Origin of the sequence: Rhizobium ecuadorense (genome assembly GCF_001187535.1) — a bacterium.
In the GTDB taxonomy this organism is placed as follows: domain Bacteria; phylum Pseudomonadota; class Alphaproteobacteria; order Rhizobiales; family Rhizobiaceae; genus Rhizobium; species Rhizobium ecuadorense.
In genome coordinates, this window is record NZ_LFIO01000626.1 from 1 (window position 1) to 330 (window position 330).

The 330-nt window shown below is 64.8% G+C and carries 1 pseudogene; it reads right to left on the reverse strand.

Annotation, left to right across the window (positions count from 1 at the left end):
- Window positions 1-32 precede the first annotated feature (32 nt).
- A pseudogene (locus AF337_RS12405) lies at window positions 33-330 on the reverse strand (gfo/Idh/MocA family oxidoreductase); the annotation flags it as partial.

Sequence of the window (330 nt, forward strand, 5' to 3'; positions counted from 1 at the left end):
GGCAGGGACGCACCAGGGCGCTCCCTGAAGACCTAGCGATAATCCAGCCAAGTCCCGCCAGCGTCGGCGGAACGCACGCAGTTTTCCACCCAGCGCACCCCTTCCAGTCCGGCATCGACATCGGGAAAGACGAGGTCTTCGATCCCCGCAGGGGCGAGGCCGCGCTCTCGGTTGATGGCAAAGCCGAAGCGGCGATAGAGGTTCGCCCAGGCTTCGAAGAGACCTTCCGGGTGACCGCCGCCGATCCGGTCGTCGATCCTGGCTTGGGGATAGAGATAGTCCATGCCGCGCTCGAGGATGCGAGCCGGTTCGCCCTGGATCTCGTAAGAC